The organism is Mycobacterium sp. TH-M82 (assembly GCF_057473605.1).
Map to the genome: position 1 here is coordinate 1 of NZ_JBYCKY010000783.1, position 20,767 is coordinate 20,767.

20 protein-coding genes and 1 pseudogene are annotated in these 20,767 nt (G+C 67.3%); 10 read left to right on the top strand and 11 right to left on the bottom strand.

What is annotated here, in order from left to right; genetic code table 11:
- From carD to AC2VON_RS23180, 6 genes are all read left to right on the top strand, one after another.
- Positions 1 to 338: RNA polymerase-binding transcription factor CarD (gene carD, locus AC2VON_RS23155; RefSeq protein ID WP_486954944.1), on the top strand; the 338-nt coding region annotated here is incomplete at its 5' end.
- A 16-nt stretch (positions 339 to 354) separates the two neighbouring features.
- A complete protein-coding gene (ispD, locus tag AC2VON_RS23160) occupies positions 355 to 1,029 on the top strand; it encodes a 2-C-methyl-D-erythritol 4-phosphate cytidylyltransferase (RefSeq protein ID WP_486954945.1) in 675 nt (224 codons plus the stop codon).
- Positions 1,026 to 1,538, top strand: a complete 513-nt coding sequence (gene ispF, locus AC2VON_RS23165; RefSeq protein WP_486954946.1) for a 2-C-methyl-D-erythritol 2,4-cyclodiphosphate synthase — start codon at positions 1,026 to 1,028, stop codon at positions 1,536 to 1,538. Before ispD ends, ispF begins: the two co-directional genes overlap by 4 nt.
- Before the next feature lie 63 nt (positions 1,539 to 1,601).
- Positions 1,602 to 3,011, top strand: coding sequence for a cysteine--tRNA ligase (gene cysS, locus AC2VON_RS23170; protein ID WP_486954947.1), 1,410 nt, complete (start codon positions 1,602 to 1,604; stop codon positions 3,009 to 3,011).
- On the top strand, positions 3,012 to 3,947 hold the full coding sequence (gene rlmB, locus AC2VON_RS23175; protein ID WP_486954948.1) for a 23S rRNA (guanosine(2251)-2'-O)-methyltransferase RlmB: 936 nt from the start codon (positions 3,012 to 3,014) through the stop codon (positions 3,945 to 3,947). It begins immediately after the preceding gene.
- An 83-nt stretch (positions 3,948 to 4,030) separates the two neighbouring features.
- Entirely contained in the window at positions 4,031 to 4,990 is a 960-nt protein-coding gene (locus AC2VON_RS23180; protein WP_486954968.1) for a glycerophosphodiester phosphodiesterase, read from the top strand.
- Between the two features lie 23 nt (positions 4,991 to 5,013).
- On the opposite strand, the pseudogene AC2VON_RS23185 reads toward AC2VON_RS23180, so the two are convergent.
- Together AC2VON_RS23185 and kstR are read right to left on the bottom strand one after the other, a co-directional pair.
- Positions 5,014 to 5,613, bottom strand: a pseudogene (locus AC2VON_RS23185) (PadR family transcriptional regulator); the annotation flags it as partial.
- A gap of 481 nt (positions 5,614 to 6,094) precedes the next feature.
- Entirely contained in the window at positions 6,095 to 6,700 is a 606-nt protein-coding gene (kstR, locus tag AC2VON_RS23190; RefSeq protein WP_486954969.1) for a cholesterol catabolism transcriptional regulator KstR, read from the bottom strand.
- A 125-nt stretch (positions 6,701 to 6,825) separates the two neighbouring features.
- Here kstR and AC2VON_RS23195 point away from each other — a divergent pair, with 125 nt between their 5' ends.
- Complete coding sequence (locus AC2VON_RS23195; protein ID WP_486954949.1) at positions 6,826 to 9,000, top strand: acyl-CoA dehydrogenase family protein; 2,175 nt, start codon at positions 6,826 to 6,828, stop codon at positions 8,998 to 9,000.
- Between the two features lie 59 nt (positions 9,001 to 9,059).
- Here the strand turns inward: AC2VON_RS23195 and AC2VON_RS23200 are convergent, their stop codons facing one another.
- Both AC2VON_RS23200 and AC2VON_RS23205 read right to left on the bottom strand, forming a co-directional pair.
- A complete protein-coding gene (locus tag AC2VON_RS23200) occupies positions 9,060 to 9,287 on the bottom strand; it encodes a hypothetical protein (RefSeq protein WP_486954950.1) in 228 nt (75 codons plus the stop codon).
- Positions 9,288 to 9,432: 145 nt separating this feature from the next.
- Positions 9,433 to 10,524: a 2Fe-2S iron-sulfur cluster-binding protein gene (locus tag AC2VON_RS23205; RefSeq protein WP_486954970.1), complete on the bottom strand. Its 1,092-nt coding sequence runs from the start codon at positions 10,522 to 10,524 to the stop codon at positions 9,433 to 9,435.
- A 180-nt stretch (positions 10,525 to 10,704) separates the two neighbouring features.
- Here AC2VON_RS23205 and hsaA point away from each other — a divergent pair, with 180 nt between their 5' ends.
- From hsaA to hsaB, 3 genes are read left to right on the top strand one after another with little or no spacing between them, the layout of a single operon-like run.
- Positions 10,705 to 11,889, top strand: coding sequence for a 3-hydroxy-9,10-secoandrosta-1,3,5(10)-triene-9,17-dione monooxygenase oxygenase subunit (hsaA, locus tag AC2VON_RS23210; protein WP_486954951.1), 1,185 nt, complete (start codon positions 10,705 to 10,707; stop codon positions 11,887 to 11,889).
- A 33-nt stretch (positions 11,890 to 11,922) separates the two neighbouring features.
- Positions 11,923 to 12,837 (top strand): iron-dependent extradiol dioxygenase HsaC, encoded by a 915-nt coding sequence (gene hsaC, locus AC2VON_RS23215; RefSeq protein WP_486954952.1) that lies wholly within the window; start codon positions 11,923 to 11,925, stop codon positions 12,835 to 12,837.
- 10 nt (positions 12,838 to 12,847) lie between these two features.
- Entirely contained in the window at positions 12,848 to 13,414 is a 567-nt protein-coding gene (gene hsaB, locus AC2VON_RS23220) for a 3-hydroxy-9,10-secoandrosta-1,3,5(10)-triene-9,17-dione monooxygenase reductase subunit (RefSeq protein ID WP_486954971.1), read from the top strand.
- A gap of 13 nt (positions 13,415 to 13,427) precedes the next feature.
- Here hsaB and AC2VON_RS23225 read toward each other — a convergent pair whose 3' ends face one another.
- The 7 genes from AC2VON_RS23225 to fadD3 form a co-directional block, all read right to left on the bottom strand.
- A complete protein-coding gene (locus AC2VON_RS23225; protein WP_486954953.1) occupies positions 13,428 to 13,826 on the bottom strand; it encodes a heme-binding protein in 399 nt (132 codons plus the stop codon).
- A 134-nt stretch (positions 13,827 to 13,960) separates the two neighbouring features.
- On the bottom strand, positions 13,961 to 15,124 hold the full coding sequence (locus tag AC2VON_RS23230; protein ID WP_486954954.1) for a pyridoxal phosphate-dependent aminotransferase: 1,164 nt from the start codon (positions 15,122 to 15,124) through the stop codon (positions 13,961 to 13,963).
- On the bottom strand, positions 15,121 to 16,107 hold the full coding sequence (locus tag AC2VON_RS23235) for a linear amide C-N hydrolase (protein WP_486954955.1): 987 nt from the start codon (positions 16,105 to 16,107) through the stop codon (positions 15,121 to 15,123). Before AC2VON_RS23235 ends, AC2VON_RS23230 begins: the two co-directional genes overlap by 4 nt.
- A gap of 4 nt (positions 16,108 to 16,111) precedes the next feature.
- Positions 16,112 to 17,077 carry an acyl-CoA dehydrogenase IpdE2 gene (ipdE2, locus tag AC2VON_RS23240; protein ID WP_486954956.1) on the bottom strand — a complete coding sequence of 322 codons (966 nt, stop codon included), beginning with the start codon at positions 17,075 to 17,077 and terminating at the stop codon, positions 16,112 to 16,114.
- The gene (locus tag AC2VON_RS23245; protein ID WP_486954957.1) at positions 17,074 to 18,045 is read right to left on the bottom strand and encodes an acyl-CoA dehydrogenase family protein; all 972 of its coding nucleotides are present in this window, start codon (positions 18,043 to 18,045) and stop codon (positions 17,074 to 17,076) included. Before AC2VON_RS23245 ends, ipdE2 begins: the two co-directional genes overlap by 4 nt.
- A complete protein-coding gene (locus AC2VON_RS23250; RefSeq protein WP_486954958.1) occupies positions 18,042 to 19,172 on the bottom strand; it encodes an acyl-CoA dehydrogenase family protein in 1,131 nt (376 codons plus the stop codon). Before AC2VON_RS23250 ends, AC2VON_RS23245 begins: the two co-directional genes overlap by 4 nt.
- Positions 19,172 to 20,710, bottom strand: a complete 1,539-nt coding sequence (gene fadD3, locus AC2VON_RS23255) for a 3-((3aS,4S,7aS)-7a-methyl-1,5-dioxo-octahydro-1H-inden-4-yl)propanoate--CoA ligase FadD3 (protein WP_486954959.1) — start codon at positions 20,708 to 20,710, stop codon at positions 19,172 to 19,174. The genes AC2VON_RS23250 and fadD3 overlap by 1 nt, the downstream gene beginning before the upstream one ends.
- Positions 20,711 to 20,767: the final 57 nt, after the last annotated feature.

Below are 20,767 nucleotides of genomic sequence, written 5' to 3' on the forward strand. Positions count from 1 at the left end.
AGAATGCCGAATACGTCGGTGTGCGCGACGTGGTCGGACAAGAGGGTCTGGACAAAGTCTTCCAGGTGCTGCGCACCCCGCACACCGAGGAGCCGACCAACTGGTCGCGACGGTACAAGGCCAACCTGGAGAAGCTTGCCTCCGGTGATGTGCACAAGGTCGCCGAAGTAGTGCGCGACCTGTGGCGCCGTGACCAGGAGCGTGGGTTGTCGGCCGGCGAGAAGCGGATGCTGGGCAAAGCGCGGCAGATCCTGGTCGGGGAATTGGCGCTGGCGGAGAACACCGACGACGCCAAGGCGGAGACCATCCTCGACGAGGTCCTGGCTGCCGCCTCCTAGCCACCCGGCGGAACCGGTGGCCGGCACGGTGGCGGTGGTTCCAGCCGCCGGTGCGGGAAGACGGCTGGCGGCGGGCGTGCCCAAGGCGTTCTTCCGCCTCGGCGGTCACACTTTGGTGGAACGGGCCGTCGCCGGAATGCGGGAGTCGGGGGTTGTCGACCGCGTCGTGATTGCGGTGCCACCCGATCGTACCGACCAGGCCAAACTGATCCTCGGTGGTAACGATGGTGACGTGGTCGTGGTAGCCGGCGGCTCGAGCCGGGCCGAGTCCGTGCGGCTCGCGCTGGCAGCCATCGGGGAAGCGGAGATGGTGCTGGTGCACGATGCCGCGCGACCGCTCACTCCGCCCGCCCTGATTGTCCGCGTGGTCGAGGCCCTCGGGTCGGGGCATTCGGCGGTGATACCGGCATTGCCGGTGTCCGACACCATCAAAGCCGTCGACGCGAATGGAGTGGTATTGGGTACCCCGGAGCGGGACGGCCTACGGGCGGTGCAAACCCCGCAGGGGTTTGCCACCGAGTTGTTGTTGCGGGCTTACCAGCGGGCGGGCACCGGCGCCGAGTTCACCGACGACGCAGCCATGGTCGAGAACATCGGCGGCCAGGTTCAGGTCGTCGAGGGTGACCCGCTTGCCTTCAAGATCACCAACCGGCTGGACTTGATGCTCGCCGAAGCAATCGCGGGCCGGTGAGCGTGCTTCCCCGCGTCGGCCTGGGCGCCGACGTACACCGATTCGAGTCAGGGCGGCCATGCTGGCTGCTCGGCCTGCGGTTCCCTGACGCCGACGGTTGCGCCGGGCACTCCGACGGTGACGTCGCCGCGCACGCGCTCTGTGATGCGCTGCTGTCGGCAGCCGGGCTCGGCGATGTCGGCGTGGTGTTCGGTGTCGACGATCCGCGCTGGGATGCGGTCTCCGGCGCGGACATGCTTCGCCACACTCGCGACCTGCTTGCCCGCAGCGGATTTTCGATCGGCAATGCGGCGGTGCAGGTGATCGGCAACCGGCCGAAGATCGGTCCGCGTCGCGCCGAGGCCCAACAGCTGCTGTCGGGGTTGCTGGACGCCCCGGTTTCGGCGTCGGCGACGACCACCGACGGACTCGGGCTGACCGGCCGCGGCGAAGGGCTGGCGGCGATCGCCACCGCGCTGGTGGTCCCCACCCCGCCGAGCGTGCGTGTCGCCGGTCGACGCGCCGAGTAGAAACCCGTTTTTGCGCACGGTCACGCCAGACCGGGCCACGTCAGGCCGGTAAGCTGGCGCGTCGTGACCGATCGCGTCGGCTTGCGGCTCCACGACACGGCAACCGGCACCGTGCGTGACTTCGTTCCGCTGCGCCGCGGCCATGTCTCGATCTACCTGTGCGGTGCCACCGTGCAGGCCCCGCCGCACATCGGCCACATCCGCAGCGGTGTGGCCTTCGACGTGCTGCGTCGCTGGCTGACCTCGCGCGGTTATGACGTCGCGTTCATCCGCAACGTGACCGACATCGACGACAAGATCCTCAACAAGGCCGCCGCAGCGGGCCGGCCCTGGTGGGAGTGGGCCGCTACCCACGAGCGTGCGTTCAATGCCGCCTACGACGCGCTCGGGGTGTTGCCGCCGTCGGCCGAACCGCGCGCCACCGGCCATATCACCCAGATCATCGAATTGATCGCACGGCTGATCGACACCGGCCACGCTTACACCGGCGACGGTGATGTGTACTTCGACGTGCTCAGCTACCCGGCCTACGGTCAGTTGTCCGGTCACAAAGTCGATGACGTGCATCAGGGTGAGGGGGCGGCGACCGGCAAGCGCGACCAGCGTGATTTCACCTTGTGGAAGGGCGCCAAACCCGGCGAGCCATCCTGGCCCACCCCGTGGGGCCCCGGGCGCCCCGGTTGGCACGTGGAATGCTCGGCGATGGCCCGAACCTACCTGGGCGCCGAGTTCGATATCCATTGTGGTGGAATGGATCTGGTGTTCCCACACCACGAGAACGAGATCGCGCAAAGCCGTGCCGCCGGTGACGGATTCGCCCGCTACTGGTTGCACAACGGTTGGGTCACCCTCGGCGGCGAGAAGATGAGCAAATCGCTGGGCAACGTGTTGTCGATGGCAGCCGTGCTGCAGCGTGTTCGCCCGGCCGAACTGCGTTACTACCTGGGCAGCGCCCACTATCGCTCGATGCTGGAGTTCTCCGAGGCGGCGCTGCAGGACGCGGTCAACGCCTACCGGGGTATCGAGGACTTCCTGCACCGGGTACGTCACCGAGTCGGGTCCGTCGTCCCCAGTTGCTGGACCCCGCGCTTCGGCGCAGCGCTCGATCACGACCTGTCGGTGCCGATTGCGCTGGCCGAGGTGCACCATGCCCGTGCGGAAGGTAACCGGGCACTCGACACCGGCGATCATGACGGCGCGATAGCCCAGGCCGCTGCGATCCGCGCCATGATGAGCATCCTGGGCTGTGACCCCCTCGACGAACGCTGGGAGTCGCGCGACGAGGCCTCGGCCGCGATGAAGGCGGTTGACGTGCTGGTCCGCGCCGAGTTGCAACGCCGGGAGGCCGCGCGCGCCGAACGGAACTGGGCGCAGGCAGATGAGATTCGCGACCGGCTCAAGGACGCCGGGGTCGATGTCACCGATACGGCCGACGGCCCGCAGTGGTCGCTGCTCGTTGAAGGACCCGACTAGATGGCCGGCAACTCGCGACGCCGCGGAGCGGTCCGCAAGCCGGGCACCAAGAAAGGCCCGACCGTCGGATCGGGTGGGCGGCGACGAGCCGGCCTGAAAGGCCGCGGCGCGACCCCGCCGGCGCAACTGCGTCCGCACCACCCCGCGGCCAAGGGCGCGGCCAAGCAGCGACCGAGCCGGCACCCGCGCAGGCCAGCAGGCACCGCCGAGACGGTGCTTGGCCGCAACCCGGTGCTGGAATGTTTGCGCGCCGGCGTGCCGGCCACCGCGCTGTACGTTGCCCTCGGCGCCGAAGCCGACGAACGACTCAGCGAATCCGTTGCCCGTGCCGCCGATCACGGAATTGCGATCCTGGAAGTCCCGCGCACCGACCTGGACCGGATGACCACCAACGGCCTGCATCAGGGCATTGCCCTACAGGTGCCGCCGTTTGACTACGCTCACCCCGATGACCTGCTCGCCGCCGCGGAGGACGACCCGGCGCCGGCGTTACTGGTCGCGTTGGACAACATCTCCGATCCGCGCAATCTCGGCGCGATCGTCCGGTCGGTGGCGGCGTTCGCCGGCCACGGCGTGCTGATCCCGCAGCGCCGATCCGCATCGGTCACCGCGGTGGCCTGGCGCACCAGCGCCGGGGCGGCGGCTCGAGTGCCGGTGGCGCGGGCCACCAATCTGAGCCGAACGCTGAAGGACTGGACAGATCGCGGCCTGCAGGTGGTGGGACTGGACGCGCACGGTGGCACGCCGATCGACGAATTGGACGGCACCGCCCCGCTTGTCGTGGTCGTCGGCTCCGAAGGCAAGGGACTGTCCCGGCTGGTGCGACAGCACTGCGATGCGGTGGTGTCCATCCCGATGTCCGGTTCCGCGGAATCGCTGAACGCCTCGGTCGCCGCAGGGGTGGTGCTCGCCGAAATCGCCCGCCAGCGCCGGTGACCCACACCGCGACCGCCGACAGCGAGCATGCACAGACTCGCATAAATTGGTCCGCGGCAGTGCGAGTCTGCGCATGCTCGGCGATGGTCGTCGCCCTACCGGCCGCGGCACCGGCCGCGGCCGCGCAACCCCCGGTCTTCGACCTGCAGGCGCATCGCGGCGGCCGCGGCGAAACCACCGAGCAGTCGCTGCGCGCGTTCGCCAAATCACTGGAGCTCGGCGTCACCACACTGGAATTCGACATCGTCGTCACCAGGGATAGCCAGCCGCTGGTGTGGCATGATCCGACGATCGAGGTGGCCAAATGTGCCGACACCGGGCCGGTGTTCGCCGCTGACCCACAGTATCCGTATGTGGGCAAGCTGGTGCACGACCTCACCCTGGCTCAGATCCGCACGCTGGACTGTGGGTTGCCAAGGGCTGATTTTCCACATGCAGAAGTGGTGTGGGGTAACAAAATCGCCACCCTGGGAGAAGTCTTCGCGCTGGCCGACTCATACCGCGCAGGCGTGCGCTACAACATCGAGACCAAGGTGGCGGCAGCAGATCCGGACACCTCGGCTAGCCCGCAGGAGTTCGTCGACGTGATCCTCGCTGCGATCGAAGCGGCGGCAAAGGTGGACGCGGTGGAAATCCAAAGCTTGGACTGGCGCACTCTGCCGCTGGTGCGACAAGCCGAGCCGTCGATCCCGTTGGTAGCGGCGTGGGATGAGACCACCTGGAAGTCGGATTCGCCGTGGTTGGCCGGGATCAATCCCAGTGTCATCGGCGACCCGGTGATCGGTGCCATGATGGTCGGGGCGAACATCCTCTCACCTAACTTCGCTATGGCCGACCGGGTATTCGTCGATCGGGCACACGGTTTGGGGCTCCAGGTTATTCCGTGGACGATCAACGACGCCGAGGTGATGCGCACACTGATCGCCGCCGGCGTTGACGGCATCATCACCGACTATCCGTCAACGCTGCGGACAGTAATGATCGAACTCGGCATCCAGTTGCCACCGGGACTTCGATACCAGATCCCGGCAACCACACATTGAACCCTGGAGTGCTCGCGGTGGTCCTAATCGCATTCTGCGAGCATGGAGTAGATCTCACGGCGGAGTTTCTTGAGCAGAGCGACGATGCGCTGCTGCTGCTCAGTGGTGGCCACGTATGCCGATTGCGTGACTGCGGCAACCACCTGGCCCAAGGCCTCGCGGATATTGACTTGACTCCGGTCGGCGTCCAGCGCGATCTCCTCCCACGGCGGTGCTTTGATCTTCTCAACGGCGGCGCGTCCCTCCTGGGTCAATTCGAAAAGCCTTTTGCTTCCTTCACTTTCAGAGCCGCCGATCAGCCCCTCGTCATTGAGCATCTGCAACGTCGGATACACCGAGCCCGGGCTGGGTCGCCACACGTCATGACTGCGTCCGGCGATCTCCTTGATCATTTCGTAGCCGTGCATCGGCCGTTCGGCGAGCAGGGTCAAGATGGCGGCGCGAACATCACCAGGGCGCCCGCGGTGGCCTCGGCCGAAACCGCGCTGGCGGCCGCGGCCTGTTTGCCCGAAGCCAAAACCTAGACCAAACCCGGCGACGGGTCCGGAACCGAAGCCAGTGCCAGGCCCGAAGCCAAAATCCGGTTCAACTCCGGGCTCTCCTGGGTGATGCCCGGGTCCGTGTTTGTGCGGTGGCCGGGGGTGGTGGCCGGGACCATGCTCATGTGGTGGTCCAGGGTGCTTCTTCGGTCCTGGAGCCTTCTTCGGTCCTGCCTTCTTGGCGCCGGGCGCGTGCTTTTTCGGGCCGGCGCCGTGTTCGTGCGGTGGTGCTGGATGGCCTGGGCCGTGTTTCGGTCCGGGCGCAAGCCTGGGACCGGAAGCATGGCCCGGGCCCTGCCCGTGGCCGGGGTGGCGGCCATCGACGTCGGAGTCGAACTCGGTCTCCTCCTCAAAGTCGGGTTGTGCGTCGGATTCATCGAACTGGTCGAATTCGGCTTCATCGAAGTCCGGTTCGTAGTCTCCACTGGATGCGTCTGGGGCGCTCATGAATGTCTCGTCTCTACCCTGGGGCAGACCCGAATGGTCTACCCGGCCCGATATAGGACGATATATCGAACCCTATCGCCACGCAACGGTGGCGACACGTTTCACCTAACGTGCCGGGTCAGGCCTTCGGCCGGTGCTCATCGCCGATCAGCAACCGCATCGCCAGATCCAGTCGCTTGCTGACGTCGGTTGCCGACGCCCGCCGGGTGAGCCAGGCGAGCAGGTTGGAGAGCCACACGTCGGAGATAACCCGGGAGATGTGGTACTGATCGTCGGTCGGTTCGCCGTCGCTCATGGCACGGGCAAACATGGAGTCGATGAGTTTCTCCACGTGGTCGACCTCGCCGGCGGCCGACGCATCAGCAAAGACGTAGGCCCTGGTCATGGCCTCGGTCAGCAGTGGGTTGCGCTGCATGGCCCGATTGAGCTTGCTGACCATGAAGTTCAGCCGCTGGTACGGGGTGCCTTCGGTGAACGCCGACCGGTCGGACTTGGCGTCGATACGTTCGAACTCCCGGCCCAGCGCTGACACCAGCAGGTGAACCTTCGACGGGAAGTACCGGTAGAGGGTGCCGACCGCCACGTCGGCCCGGTCGGCTACCGCACGCATCTGAACGGCCTCATAACCGCCCTTGGACGCGATGGCCATGGTTGCGTCCAGGATGCGCTTGCGGCGCTCGCGCTGCGCCTCGGAGCCGAGTTGGGCCTCGGTCAGCACAGCCACGTTCATGACCTCGCGGGGCTGCGTGGTGGACGCCTGGCCTGAGTCGGCGTGCCCTGGCGACGACATGGCACCATTAGAACACGTTCTAGTGACGACGACGTGGAGGAGTCCAGGGTGGCCCGGAGATGAACCAAGGTAGCACCGACGAACAGTCCGCGGCGCGTGGCTTGGTGCGCGATTGGGCCGCCGGCGCGGGGACCACGGCCGCCGTCCGTGACGTGGGAGGCGGTAACCCCGACGCGTGGCGGCCGCTCTTCTCCCAACTGGTCGGCCTGGGACTGTTCGGAGTCGCCGTGCCGGAGCACAGCGGCGGAGCTGGAGGTCGTGTCGAGGACCTGTGCGCGATGGTCGACGAGGCCGCCAAAGCCCTGGCGCCCGGGCCGGTCGCGACCACCGCGTTGGCGACGTTGGTGGTCTCCGACCCACAGCTGCTTGCCGCATTGGCGGCCGGCGAACGCGTCGCCGGCGCGGCGATCGACGCCGGCAAGGTGGGCGAAGTGGGAGTGCACTTCGACACGGCAACGTCGCGGGCTTCCGGCACCGTGGAGCGGGTGCTGGGCGCCACCGATGATGCCCTGCTGCTGTTGCCGGCCGGTGGGAATTGGCTGGTTGTGGATGCTGCCGCCAGGACCGCCGCCACAGCCGACGGGGTGTGGGTCGAGCCGCTGAGCGCTACTGATTTCTCCCGGCCACTGGCACGGGTGCGGCTGACGTCGGCGCCCGCGGTGCTGCTCGAGCCGTCGAAGGGCGTCGAAGACCTGGCCGCTACCGTGCTGTCGGCCGAGGCCGCCGGCGTCGCCCGGTGGGCGTTGGACACCGCGGTCGCCTACGCCAAGGTGCGTGAGCAGTTCGGCAGGCCGATCGGCAGCTTCCAGGCGATCAAGCACCTGTGCGCCCGGATGCTGTGCCGCACCGAGCAGGCTGCAGTGGCCGCCGGCGATGCAGCGCGCGCCGCATCCGAGGCTGCCGACCCCGGGGATCGGCAACTTGCCATCGCCGCCGCCGTCGCCGCGAGTACCTGCATTGACGCGGCGAAGGCCAACGTCAAGGACTGCATCCAGGTACTCGGCGGCATCGGCATCACTTGGGAACATAACGCACACCTGTACCTGCGCCGGGCCCACGGCATCGGCGCGTTTCTGGGCGGAGCGCAGCGCTGGCTGCGCCGTACCGCCGCGCTGACCCGGGCGGGCGTGCGCCGCAACCTCAGCATCGACCTGGGCTCCGCGGGCGACGCAGCCGAACTGCGCCCTGACATCGCTGCGGCGGCCGCCCGGATTGCGGCACTTCCCGAGGAGAAGCGCCAGGCGGCGCTGGCCGAGACCGGTTTGCTGGCACCACACTGGCGGCAACCGTATGGGCGTGGCGCGGGCCCTGCCGAGCAGCTGGTGATCGACCAGGAGCTGGCCGCCGCGGGAGTCGAGCGCCCCGACCTGGTGGTCGGCTGGTGGGCGGTGCCGACGATCCTCGAACACGGCACACCTGCGCAGATCGAGCGGTTCGTGCCGGCCACCCTGCGCGGCGACGTGTTCTGGTGTCAGCTGTTCTCCGAACCGGGAGCCGGCTCGGACCTGGCGTCGCTGCGCACCAGGGCGGTGCGTGTCAAGGGCGGCTGGCAGCTGACCGGGCAGAAAGTGTGGACGTCGAGGGCGCACGACGCGCGGTGGGGGGTGTGCCTGGCGCGCACCGACCCGGACGCGCCGAAGCACAAGGGCATCAGCTACTTCCTGGTCGACATGACCGCACCGGGCATCGAGATCCGGCCGCTGCGCGAGATCACCGGCGACGCGCTGTTCAACGAGGTGTTCTTAGACGACGTGTTCGTGCCCGACGACATGGTGGTCGGGGGAGTCAACGACGGCTGGCGGGTGGCCCGCACCACCTTGGCCAACGAACGTGTCGCGATGGCGGCCGGTACCGCCCTGGGCGACCCGATGGAGGAGTTGCTCAACTCGGTGCACACCCTGGAACTCGACGCTGACGTCGAGGCCGGGCAGCAGCGGTTGGGAAGAATGATCGTCGCCGCGCAGGTGGGCTCGCTACTGGATCAGCGCATCGCCCAACTGGCGGTCGGCGGCCAGGACCCCGGCGCGCAGTCCTCGGTGCGCAAGCTGATCGGGGTGCGGTACCGCCAGGACCTGGCCGAGTACCGGATGGACCTCACCGAAGACGGCGGTGCGGTTGACGGTCCGGCCGTGCACGATTTTCTCAACACCCGCTGCCTGACGATCGCCGGCGGCACCGAGCAGATCCTGCTGACCCTGGCCGCCGAGCGCCTGCTCGGCCTGCCACGCGGGTGAAGAGCCCGCTGTTCGTGGGCCCACCTTGGTCCCTGTGCGCGTTGCCCCACGGCGTCTCGTCAGCTGCCGAAGACCGGCAGGATCGAAGCGAGGTCGTGGATGACCGCGGTGACCGCCTGCTGGGTGAGCGCGAATTCGATGCCGGCCGACGCTGTGAGCAGTCCGGTGTCCGCTGCGAGGGGCAGACCGATGGCATCCACGGGGTTGCTGAGGTGGTCCAGGAACAGACCGACGTCGTAGGAGGGCAGGCTAGTCAGCCCGGCATTGATGATGTCTGCCGTCTGCAACCCCAGGGCACCCAGCGAGGCGCCCGGGTTGCACGTATGTACTTGGGTGATTGTCAATACCTTTGGATCAGATTTTTTTGAGGCAGTTTCCTTCGGGCACCTCGCCGGGGCATTGGACGAGTTGGCCGTTGTGAAACGTCGGGGACTACTCGTCGTAGGTCACTTCCACCGCGTCGGTCTCCGGATGGGATTGGCAGGCCAGGGTGAGTCCTTCGTCGAGATCCTGCTGTTCCAGCACGTCGTTGCCCTCCATGCTGACCTTGCCTTTCTTCACGACGCAGGCGCAGGCCCCGCAGTGGCCCTCCCGGCAGGAGAACGGCACGTCCAGCCCCCGCTCCAGCAACAGGTCGAGCAGCTTGACCTGGCGCGGCCACGGCAGGGTGTGGGTTTCACCGTCCAACTGGACCATCACGGTGGCCGGTGGCTGATCGCTGTCCGGGTGATCCTCGATCTCCACGCCGGTAAATGGGGCGAACGGGTCGCCCTCCAGCGACTTGAACACCTCGATATGGATCCGTCCCGCCGGCACCTGCAACGTTTCCAGGGCATCGCCGGCGGCCCGCATGAACGGTCCCGGCCCGCAGATGAATACGTCGTGACCGGTGTAGGGGGCCGCGAGCTGGGCCAGCGCTGCCGCGCTGGGCAGGCCTTGCACCGATTCCAGCCAGTGCACCACGGTCAGCCGGTCGGGATACTTGCCGGCCAGTTCGCGTAGCGCCTGGGCGAAGATCACCGAACGTTCGTCGCGGTTGGCGTAGAGCAGCACGACCTGACCGCTGCCCTCGGTGAGCGCCGACTTGCAGATCGCCATCATCGGGGTGATCCCGCTGCCGGCGGCCATCAGCAGGAAGTCGGTGTCCAGCGTCTTCGGCACGAAGGTCCCCGACGGGGCCAGTACGTGGATACGCATACCGGGGTGGGCGTGGTCGCAGAGCCAGTTGGACGCATAGCCGTCCCTGTCCCGTTTGACCGTGACGGTCAGGGCGTCGTCGGTGAACGGCGAGCTGCACAGCGAATAGCAGCGCGCCACCGAACCGCTGCGGTCGCTGGGGATGCGCAACGTCAGGAACTGGCCCGGCGCGTAGGCCAGCCGCTGCGCCGGGATCTCCGGATCGTCCGGGCCGTCCGGGACGGTGAACACCAGCGACCGGGCATCGTCGGTCTCTGCGACGATCTCGGCGATCTGCAGCTCGAGGACATGGCGGCCGAGCGGCTCGTCAGCAACGGCGTCCGTCACGACCCGCACCCGATCATCGGTCATAACTAGAACAGGTTACAGAAAACCGGCCGGCTGTCGCCACCAGCAGCAGGAACAACCTGCTCGACACAAATCGGAACGTGTTCTAATCTCAGTCTGGGAATGGCCGGTGCCCGGCAGATCCCATCTGCCCCGTCCACACTCTTGAGAGGCGACGCAGTGACGTCCATTCAAACGCGCAACGTGCAGTCGGTGCTGGACGGCATCGACGATCTCCTTCCACAGCTGGCCGAGCGCGCCCAGGCATGCGAGGATCTGCGCCGACTGCCCGACGAAACCGTCAAGGCACTCGATGACGTGGGTTTCTTCACGCTGCTGCAGCCCGAGCAGTGGGGCGGTCTGCAGTGTGACCCCGCCCTGTTCTACGAGGCGACGCGTCGCCTCGCCAGTGCGTGCGGCTCCACCGGCTGGGTCGGCTCGATCGTCGGTGTGCACAACTGGCACCTGGCGCTGTTCGACCAGCGGGCGCAGCAGGATGTCTGGGGCGAAGACCCGACGGTGCGGATCTCGTCGTCGTACGCGCCGATGGGTGCGGGCACCGTGGTAGACGGTGGTTACCTGGTCAGTGGGTCGTGGAACTGGTCGTCCGGCTGTGACCATGCCACCTGGGCTTTTCTCGGCGGACCCGTCATCAAAGACGGGCGCCCGGTCGACTTCGGCAGCTTCTTGATCCCGCGCACGCAGTACCGCATCGACGACGTGTGGCATGTCGTCGGTCTGCGTGGTACCGGCAGCAACACGATCGTGGCCAAGGATGTGTTCGTGCCGCGGCACCGCTTTTTGTCCTACAAATCGATGAACGACCACACCGCGGGCGGGCTGAAGACCAACACCGCCCCGGTCTACAAGATGCCGTGGGGGACCATGCATCCCACCACCATCTCCGCCCCGATCGTGGGCATGGCCTACGGTGCCTACGACGCGCACGTCGAGCACCAGGGCAAGCGGGTGCGGGCAGCGTTCGCCGGGGAGAAGTCCAGGGACGACCCGTTCGCCAAGGTTCGCATTGCCGAGGCCGCCAGCGACATCGACGCCGCCTGGCGGCAGCTGATCGGCAACGTCGGCGAGGAGTATGCCCTGCTGGCGGCGGGCAAGGAGATCCCGTTCGGGTTGCGCGCGCGGGCCCGCCGCGATCAGGTGCGCGCCACCGGACGCGCGATCGCGTCGATCGACCGGCTGTTCGAGGCCTCCGGTGCCACCGCGCTGGCCAATGATGCACCGATCCAGCGGTTCTGGCGTGACGCGCACGCCGGCCGGGTGCACGCGGCCAACGACCCGGAGCGCGCATACGTGATCTTCGGAAACCACGAGTTCGGGCTGCCGCCCGGCGACACCATGGTGTGAGCTAGTGCCGGTCGATCTCCGGGGAGGTGTGTGATGGGTATCCGCTCGCTGGGGTATCTGCGTATCGAGGCCACCGACGTGGCGGCCTGGCGGGAATTCGGGCTGAAAGTCCTCGGCATGATCGAGGCCAAGGGCAGCGCTGTTAGCCCGGAGGGTGCGCTGTATCTGCGGATGGACGAGTTCCCGGCCCGGCTGGCGATCGTGCCCGGCGAGCACGACCGGCTGTTGGACTCCGGCTGGGAATGCGTGAACGCCGAAGGGCTGCAGGAGATCCGGCGACGTCTCGACGCCGAGGGAACACCGTACAAGAAGGCCACCGCCGCCGAACTGGCCGACCGCCGGGTCGACGAAATGATCCGGCTTTCCGACCCGTCCGGCAACGGGCTGGAGGTTTTTCACGGCGCCGCGCTGCAGCACCGGCGGGTGGTGAGCCCGTACGGTCACCGGTTCGTCACCGGCGAACAGGGCCTCGGACATGTGGTGCTGTCGACCAAGGACGACGCTGAGGCACTGCACTTCTACCGCGACGTGCTCGGCTTCAGGCTGCGCGACTCGATGCGGCTGCCACCCCAGCTGGTCGGTCGGCCCCCCGATGGGCCGCCGGCCTGGCTGCGGTTCTTCGGCTGCAACCCGCGTCATCACAGCCTGGCGTTCCTGCCGATGCCCACCCCGAGCGGCATCGTGCATGTGATGGTCGAGGTGGGCAACAGCGACGACGTCGGGTTGTGCCTGGACCGGGCGCTGCGCCGCAAGGTGCCGATGTCGGCCACTTTGGGCCGGCACGTCAACGACAAGATGTTGTCCTTCTACATGAAGACGCCCAGTGGCTTCGATGTGGAATTCGGCTGTGAGGGAATGCAAGTCGACGACGACGATTGGATCGCCCGGGAGAGCACCGCAGTCAGCCTGTGGGGTCACGACTTTACGGTCGGCGCGCGCGGGCAGTAATGGCGCGATGATGGTTGAAGCGTGCGTGGACCCGCGAACCTTCCGTAACGTGCTGGGCCAGTTCTGCACCGGCATCACCATCATCACAGCCATGAACGACGGCGCTCCGGTCGGATTCGCATGCCAATCGTTCGCCGCGTTGTCCCTGGAACCGCCGCTGGTGTTGTTCTGCCCGACCAAGGTGTCGCGGTCCTGGCAGGCGATTGAGGCCAGCGGGCGGTTCTGCGTGAATGTGCTCACCGAGAAGCAGAAGGACGTCTGCGCGCGGTTCGGGTCCGCCGACGCCGACAAGTTCGCCGGTATCGACTGGGAAGTGTCGGCGTTCGGGTCGCCGGTCATCGCGGGATCATTGGCCCAGATCGACTGCACGGTCGCCGCCGTCCACGATGGCGGCGACCACTTCGTGGTGTTCGGGGCGGTGCAATCGCTGTCGGAGGTGCCGAGAATCACACCGCGGCCGTTGCTGTTCTACCGCGGTGACTACACCGGCATCGAACCGGACAAGACCACCCCGGCACAGTGGCGCGACGATTTGGAGGCTTTTCTGACTGCTACGACCGACGACACCTGGCTGTAGCGCCGCCGCCGGCTCAACCGGTGATGGCGTCGATGAGGGTGGCCAGATGCGACGGTGACAACGCCACACCGCACTGGTTTTTCAGATCGCTCAATGGTTGCGCGATCCTCTGCAGATCCATCAATTCACCGACGTGGGCGGTGAAGTAACCCCGAACCGAGTTTCGAGCATCGTCTGGCGCTTGGCTGGCTGCAGTGGTCAGGACACTGTTGGCCTCCGGGTGGGTGCCCAGGTAGCTGCCGGCTTCGTTCAGCACTCCGCTGGCGGTGGTCGCCAACTCGCCGGCCGTGCACGGTTCGGGTTGTGCATCGGCCGCCGGCGCGATGGCTCCCGACGCGGCCGCAGCGCCAAGAACGCCGGCAGCCAGCGCACCGAACACGATGCGGTGCGCGGAAGTCGTGGATGTCCTCACTGTCCTCACTGTCCTCACTGCATGGGTCCCTTCGTCTGAATGCTCCGAGTGATTCGGGCCGGATTCGCAGTAAACCTAACAATAACCAGCCGAACAGGCCGGACCGCCCTCCAGCCAAGGACGACTGACACCGATTAGCCCCGCTGCCACCCGTCGATCCGACGCAGGGCCTCCTCGATGTCAGTGGCCGGGCCGGCGAACGAGAGCCGCACGAACGCATTGCCCCGCTGCGTGTCGAAGTCGATCCCCGGGGTGATTGCGACCCCGGTGTCGGCCAACAGCGCGGCACAGTACGACGCCGAATCGTCGGTGAAGTCGGAGACGTCGGCGTAGATGTAGAACGCCCCGTCGGTGGGGGCGAGCCGATCGATGCCGAGGTCGCGCAGCCCGTCGAGCAGCAGCCGCCGGTTCGTCGCGTATTGGCGCAGATGCCTGTCGGCCTCGGCCACCGCATCGGGCGTGAACGCCGCAACCGCCGCGTACTGCGACAGAACCGGGGGGCAGATGGTGAAGTTGCCGGTCAGGCAGTCCACCGCGCGGCGCAGCGGGGGCGGCACCAGCAGCCAGCCCAGCCGCCAGCCGGTCATCGCGAAGTACTTGGAGAAACTGTTGGTCACCACCGCGTTTCGCGACGTCTGCCAGGCGCAGCTGGTCTGCGGTGCGCCAGGGTAGACCAGGCCGTGGTACACCTCGTCGCTGATCAGCCGGACGCCCGCCTCGTCGCACCAGGACGCGATCGCAGCCAGTTCGGCGGGCGGGATCACCGTCCCGGTCGGGTTGGCCGGGCTGGCCACCACCACCCCGGCCACCGGCGGTTCGAGTTCGGCGAGCATCTGCGCGGTGGGTTGAAAGCGGGTCTGCGGCCCGCATTCGATCTCGACGGTCTCGCACCCCAGCGCGGAGAGGATATTGCGGTAACACGGGTATCCGGGACTGCTGACCGCCACCCGGTCACCGGCATCGAAGCAGGCCAAAAACGCCAGCAGAAATCCACCCGAGGACCCCGTGGTCACCACGACGTCGTCGACGTCGACCTGCAACCGGTAGCGATCGTGATACCAGGCCGCGATCGCGGCGCGCAGTTCCGGAATGCCCAGTGCCACTGTGTAACCCAGCTCATTTCGCTGTAGAGCGGCCGCCGCCGCGGCGCGCACCGGCTCGGGGGCACCCGCGCTGGGCTGGCCGGCCGACAGGTTCACCAGATCGCCGTGGGTGCGCTGACGTTCGGCGGCCGCCAGCCACACGTCCATCACATGAAACGGGGGGATGCCGGCGCGCAGTGCGACTCGATCGTTCACGTGGTGATGCCTAAAAAGGTGAACGGGTCGGAAGCGGTGAAATTCGCCGAGATCTCGCCGGCGAACGTGTTGGACTCGTCGCGGCCGAGATCCAGTTTGCGAACCGCAGACCCCTGGGCGAAATCGAGCTTGTTCAGGTCCACCCAGAACACGTTCGGCGTCAACGCGGATTCGAAGAAATAGAGCTTGTGGGTGTGGTGGGCCACCGTTCGCCACCGTGTTGATGAGATGTTCGGCTCATTGGGTGTGGCGATGCCGAACGGCACCGAAACGTTACGCACCACACTCAACACCGACGCGAGTGCGACTTTCGGGTCTTCAGACTTCGGCACCGCATTGACGTAGAACGCGGCCCGGGCAAACCGGTCAGCAGCCCGGTTGGTGCCGGGAAGCATCGCCGTACCGCCGAGTTGTTCCCAGTAGGCGTTGATCGCGAGTTGCTCAGCGAAGATTGGTGAGTTCGTCATCACCTGGTAGTCGCGGCTGTGGTGAATGGTCTGGTGGCCGTCGATGTATTCCACGATCGCGCTGTCACCGGTCGCATCCGAGGTTGATAGATGCAGCGTGGCCAGCCGCTCTTGCCCGGGTACCCCTTCGGTCACTACGTCGAACGGCTCGGCGTTCAGCGCGTCGACGGCTTCGGCCACGGTCGCAAAGTTGTCGAGCACGTACTGTGCCCAGGCGGCGATGGTCAGGCCGGGGCGTATGCCGTCGTATTTCGGGTATTCCGATTCGGCTAGCCACAACAGGTTGGCCGACAAACCCGCCTCGTTCAAACCGTCGGTGGTGCACACGTCGTAGGCGGTGGCCACCACGCTGCCGTATTTTGCGGTCCATTCAACGGAGTTCACTCCCACCTGCCCGCTGCGTTTCGTCCCGCGGGGCAGCGCCCACAGGTTGGTCGCCAGATCCAGTTTCCAGTCCATCGAACGCCCGGTGATGATGTTGCCGGCAACGCCTAGATACACCAGTCGGGTACACATAGGTTCACCCTACCGGCGCTTGGAACACCTCGGACTCCAGTCGGCGCAGGTGTTCGGCCGGCGAGCCCAGTAACAGCGAACTGCCGTGCGCACGTTTGAAATACAGCTGGATGTCGCTCTCCCAGGTGATGGCGATACCGCCGTGCAGCTGGATGGCGTCGGCGGCTACCGCCGAGAACGCTTCGCTGGCGGTGACCCTGGCCAGCGCCGCGGATGTCGGCGACGGACCGATTACCGCGTCGTTGACCACCGCGCGAGCAGATTGCACGGCCACATGCAGGTCGGCCATCCGGTGCTTGAGCGCCTGGAAGCTGCCGATCGGTCGGCCGAATTGCACCCGGCTCTTGGTGTATGCGACCGTTCGCTGCAGACAGCGGGCCGCGGCACCGATCTGTTCGGCGGCCAGCAGGATCGCGGCACAGTCGGCGATTCCGGGGTCGGCCCCGATCGGTGCCGTCTCACCGGGTGTGACCCGACCCAGCTGGCGAGTGGGGTCCATCGTGGGAACACCGGTGGCGGTGAACGTGGTCCACCGGGTCAGCTGGTTGCCGTCGGTGCCGATCACGACATCGGCCGATCCGACCAGATCACCGTTGATCACGTAGTCGGGGTCGAAGACGACCGCCCCGATCGTGGCTCCCCGCGCCAGCCGTGCCAGGGTCTCGACGTCAGGTTCGGGCATGGCGAGTAAGGCAAGCTCGGCAAGCGTGCTGCCCAGCAGCGGGCTGGGCACCAGCGCCTTGCCCAGTTCCTCGAGTACGACGGCGGCGTCGGCCAGTTCGCCGCCGGCACCGCCGAATTGCTCGGGCACCACCAGGCCGGCGGCGCCGACCTGCTCGCACAGCAGCTGCCAGAGCGATGCGTCGTAGCCCCGGGGGGATGCCATCGCGGCACGCACCGCCTCACCGGTGGCGTGCTTGTCGACCAGCAGCGCCACCGTCTGGCGCAGCAGGTCGCGTTCTTCGGTCACAGCGCCTCCAACACACGGCGGCGGTGCACCGCCGGATTACCCCATGCCGGACGCAACGCCTGCACCCGCAGCAGCCACAGCGACAGGTCGTGCTCGGCGGTGAAGCCGATGGCGCCGTGGGTTTGCAGCGCGCAGCGGGCGGCCAGCAACGCGGCATCGGATGCGGCCACCTTGGCGGCGCTGACATCCCGGGCGGTGTCGGCACCGACCGCGGCGTTGTCGGCCAGCGTGAGGGCGGCACCATAGATCAGCGGCCGGGCCAGCTCGATCGCGATGTGTACATCGGACAGCTTGTGTTTGATCGCCTGGTAGGAGCCGATCACTCGGCCGAACTGGGTGCGTTGTTTGGCGTAGTCGACGGCGGCGTCCAGCAGGGCCTGTCCGGTTCCGATCAGTTGCGCGGCGGTGGCCAGCGCACCGACCTCGTAGGCGTGGGCCACGTCGGCGTCCCACCCGGTACCCGACGCGGTGACGTCGAAGAGCCGGCGGGCGGGGTCGACGCAATCGTGCCGCTCACCGGGCGTCGCCTCGCACACCCACCCGACCGGGTCGTTGCTGGCGAGCAACACCAACCCGGCTGAATCGGCGTCCGCTGCCCGCGGAACATGGGGCGGTAACGCCACGGTCGCCATCAGCGCACCGGCCGCCAGGGCCGCGGACCGGTGATCCTCGGCTAGCAGGATCGGCGCCACCGCAATGGATTCGACGATCGGGCCGGGCACACACCAGCGTCCCAGTCGCTCCATCGCCAGCACCAGGTCGACCGGGTGCGCGCCCAGTCCGCCGAGCCGTTCCGGCACGGCCAGCGAGGTGACGCCCAACTTCGCCAGTTGCACCCAGATCTTTCGCCCCGGCACGGTGTCGCCGGCCGCCCAGCACCGAACCGCGGTCGGCACGTCGGCGGCAGAAAGTGCGGCGTCGATGCTAGCGGCGAAGTCGCGCTGCTCTTGGTCGAGATCGAACTTCACTTCTTCTCCCGGGGCAGGCCCAGCAGCCGCTCGGCGATGATGTTGCGCTGGATCTCGTTGGTGCCGGCATAGATCGGCCCACCGAGTGCAAACAGGTAGCCGCCGGCCCAGGAATCGGCCAGCTCGCCGTCGGCACCGCGAATGTCCAGTGCGCTCTGGTGCAGTGCGACGTCGAGGTCCGACCAGAAAACCTTGGTCACCGACGCTTCCGCGCCCAGCTCGCCCCCGGCCGCAAGCCGGGTCACCGTGCCGAAGGTGTGCAATCGGTAGGCCTGGGCCTTGATCCACGCGTCGGCTACCCGGTCGGCGAACATGCTGTCCTGATTGATCTTCCAAAGCTGTGCCAGTTTCTCAGCCTCGACCAGGAAGCGGGCCGGGCTGCGCAGTGACATGCCGCGCTCGTTGCTGGAGGTGCTCATCGCGGCTCGCCAGCCGTCGTTAGGGGTGCCGATGACGTCGGCGCCGGGTGCGAAGACGTCGTCGAGGAAGATCTCCCCGAAACCGGTGTCACCGCCGAGTTGGGTGATCGGCCGCACCGTGATGCCGTCGGCGTGCAGGTCGAACATGACATAGGTCAGCCCGCGATGCCGCTCGGCATGTGGATCAGAGCGGAACAGCCCGAATGCCTTCTCGCCGAATGGCGCCCGTGAGCTCCAGATCTTCTGGCCGTTGAGCCTCCAGCCACCGTCGACCTTGGTGGCCGTCGACCGCAGTGATGCCAGATCGCTGCCGGATTCGGGTTCGGACCAGGCCTGAGCCCAGATCTCCTCCCCGCTGGCCATCTTCGGCAGAATCCGGTCCAACTGTTCTTGAGTGCCGTGCGCGAACAGCGTCGGGGCCAGCATCGAAGTGCCGTTGGCACTGGCTCGTGCCGGCGCGCCGGCACCGAAGTACTCCTCCTCGAACACCACCCACTGCAGCAGGGTGGCGTCGCGGCCGCCGTAGCGCTTCGGCCAGCCGACCACCGAGAGCCCGGCGTCGAAAAGCACTCTGTCCCAACTGCGATGCTGCTCGAATCCCTCGGCGGTGTCATAGGACTTCGTCGGAAACGACGCCTTGTTCGCCACCAGGAAGTCGCGGACCTCGGCCCGAAAGGCCTCGGTGTCGGCGTCGAAATTCAGGTCCATCAGGCCTGCTCTCTCAACTCCTGCTTGACCACCTTGCCACCCGGATTACGGGGCAGTGATTCGACAAAGACCACCGATCGCGGCGTCTTGAAGTTGGCCAAATGCTTGCGGGTGTATGCGATTACCTGTTCCTCGTCCAAACCGGACCCAGGCCGGCGGACGATGAACGCCCGACCGACCTCGCCGAGCCGCTCATCCGGCACACCGGTCACCGCGGCTTCGGCCACCCCGTCCAGGCGGGCCAGTACCTGCTCAACCTCGGCGGGGTAGACGTTGAACCCACCGCAGATGTACATGTCCTTGAGCCGGTCGGTGATGCGCAGGTTGCCGGCGCGGTCGATCTCGCCGACGTCACCGGTGTGCAGCCAGCCGTCGGCGTCGATCGCCGCGGTGGTGGCGGCGGGATCGTCGAGGTAGCCCAGCATGACGTTGGGACCGCGCAGCAGCACTTCGCCGCGATCACCAATGCGCAGTTCGTAATCGGCGATCGGGCGTCCGCAGGTGGTGGCCACGGTGACGGCGTCGTCGTCGGGCCGGCACATGGTGGCGAAACCCCCGGACTCGGTCAGCCCGTAGGCGGTCAGCACGATGTCGATGTCCAATTCGGACTGCATTCGCTCGATCAGCACCACCGGCACCGTTGCCGCGCCGGTGACCGCGAAACGCAGCGCGCTCACGTCGAAGCCGCCTCGGTCGGGATGGTCCAACAGGGCCTGGTGGACGGTGGGAGGTCCGGGGAGCACGGTGATCCGGTGCGCCTGCATGATCTGTAGGGTGCGCAGCGGATCGAAGGTCAGTTGCGGTATCAGCGTGGCGCCGGTCTGCAGACACGCCAGGATCCCGGCCTTGTAGCCGAAGTTGTGGAAGAACGGGTTGACGCAGAGGTAGCGGTCGTCGGCGGTGAGTTTGCCGCAAGCCGCCCAGGCGGCGGGCCCCGACAGCGACTGCCGGTGCGCGCAGAGCACACCTTTGCTGCGGCCGGTGGTACCGGAGGTGAACAGGACGTCGGACACGTCGTCGGGAGAGACCGCGGCGGCGCGGGCATCGACCTGGGTATCGGGCACCTGCGTGCCGGCGGCGACGAACTCGTCCCATGATGCCGCCGCCTTCGCATCCCCGCCTTGTACGGGCACCCGCACCACGTGCCGCAGCGTCGGCAGCCCACCGCGGTCCAACTCGGCCATCCGGTCCACCCCCAGGAACTCGCCCATCGCCACCAGCACATTCGCGCCGCTGCGAGCGAGAATGTCGGTGGCCTCGGCCGCGGTGTAACGCGTGTTCAGCGGCACGATGGCCCCGCCGGCGTACTGGGCGGCCAGGCCGGCCACCACCCAGTGCCAGGTGTTCGGCGACCAGAGCGCCACCCGGTCGCCGGGTGTCACACCCAGGGTGATCAGCGCCGCTGCGGCGCGACGCACCTCGTCGCGCAGGCCGGCGTAGGTGAGCCGGCGATCGTCGCTGATCAGCGCGTCGTGGTCGGGAAGCTCGTGGGCGATCCGGTCCAGGACTGCAGGGGTGGTCCGCAAATCGCTGGTCATCGACGCTCCTCCGCCGCCGCCCGGCACCGCCAGGCTAACAAAGCAAGTGCTTGGTAG